Origin of the sequence: Streptomyces beijiangensis (assembly GCF_017315755.1) — a bacterium.
Taxonomy (GTDB): Bacteria; Actinomycetota; Actinomycetes; order Streptomycetales; family Streptomycetaceae; genus Streptomyces; species Streptomyces beijiangensis.
The window spans coordinates 1-925 of the sequence record NZ_JAFLRJ010000855.1; the positions used below are offsets into that span (position 1 = coordinate 1).

The 925-nt window shown below is 69.3% G+C and carries 1 protein-coding gene and 1 pseudogene; one reads left to right on the forward strand and one right to left on the reverse strand.

Translation table 11 applies throughout. From position 1 onward, the window contains the following. A pseudogene (locus J0695_RS39500) lies at positions 1-327 on the forward strand (MFS transporter); the annotation flags it as partial. A gap of 24 nt (positions 328-351) precedes the next feature. On the opposite strand, the gene J0695_RS39505 reads toward J0695_RS39500, so the two are convergent. Further along, entirely contained in the window at positions 352-705 is a 354-nt protein-coding gene (locus tag J0695_RS39505; protein WP_206969671.1) for a hypothetical protein, read from the reverse strand. Positions 706-925: the final 220 nt, after the last annotated feature.

The window sequence follows — 925 nt, forward strand, 5'->3', positions numbered from 1 at the left end:
GCGAACGTGCTGGTGCTGGCGTACGACGTGCCGCTGGGGGTGATGGCGGCGGGGTTCTTCGTCGGGGGGATGTCGTTCGCGTTCTGGCTGGTGATGTGGTCGACGACGGTCCAGACGCATGTGCCCCAGGAGGCGCTGAACAGGATCCACGCGTACGACGTCGCGGGCTCCCTGATCATGCTGGCGGTGGGGCGGGCGCTGGCGGGCCCGGTGGCGGAGGCGGTGGGGATGAAACAGGTGCTGATCACGGGGGCGGTGATCAATGTGGGGGTGTGCGGGGTGCTGTTCGCGGTGCCGGCGGTGAGGAATCTGCGGCGGAAGGGATGAGCGGGGGATGCGGGTCGCCGGCGCTCAGCGGAACGCGTGGACCAGCTGGATCTCGCCGACGATGTGGGCGTTGAACTCGTCCAACTCCTCGGCGGGAACCCAGAGTTCAAGGATCGTCCGACCGCCCGCCTGCTGGACGGGATACCGGCGCAGGAACTCCGACTCGACCTCGAAACGGGTGACGAACCCGGCTCCGTCGAACTTGACGTTCCAGTCCCTGGCGATCCTGATCGCGTAGTCCTCGTTGAGGACCGGGTAGAAGATCGGCTGCTCCGGCAGACGGGGCGGCCACGCGCGCCAGTTCAGCTCCCGGACCAGGTCCAGCTCCTTGGGGCCGGTCGGGCGCCACAGGGTTGTCGTTGCCGGCCGGCTGGTCATCGGGATCACTCTCGTAAGGGCGGCTGGTGGTCGGGAGAGCAGACGATACGGGCACGGCCTGCCGGTGGGCCACGGCGTTTCCGCCCGCCGGCGCGCCCCCTGGCCCGATCCTAACGACAGCTGTCCTTCGAGCCACTCGCCTGCCCCGCCCGCTCTGCCCGATCCTGATTGACGTGACGCAGACAACCGACAGACCCGCCGCCGCCACAGGCGCCCGCGC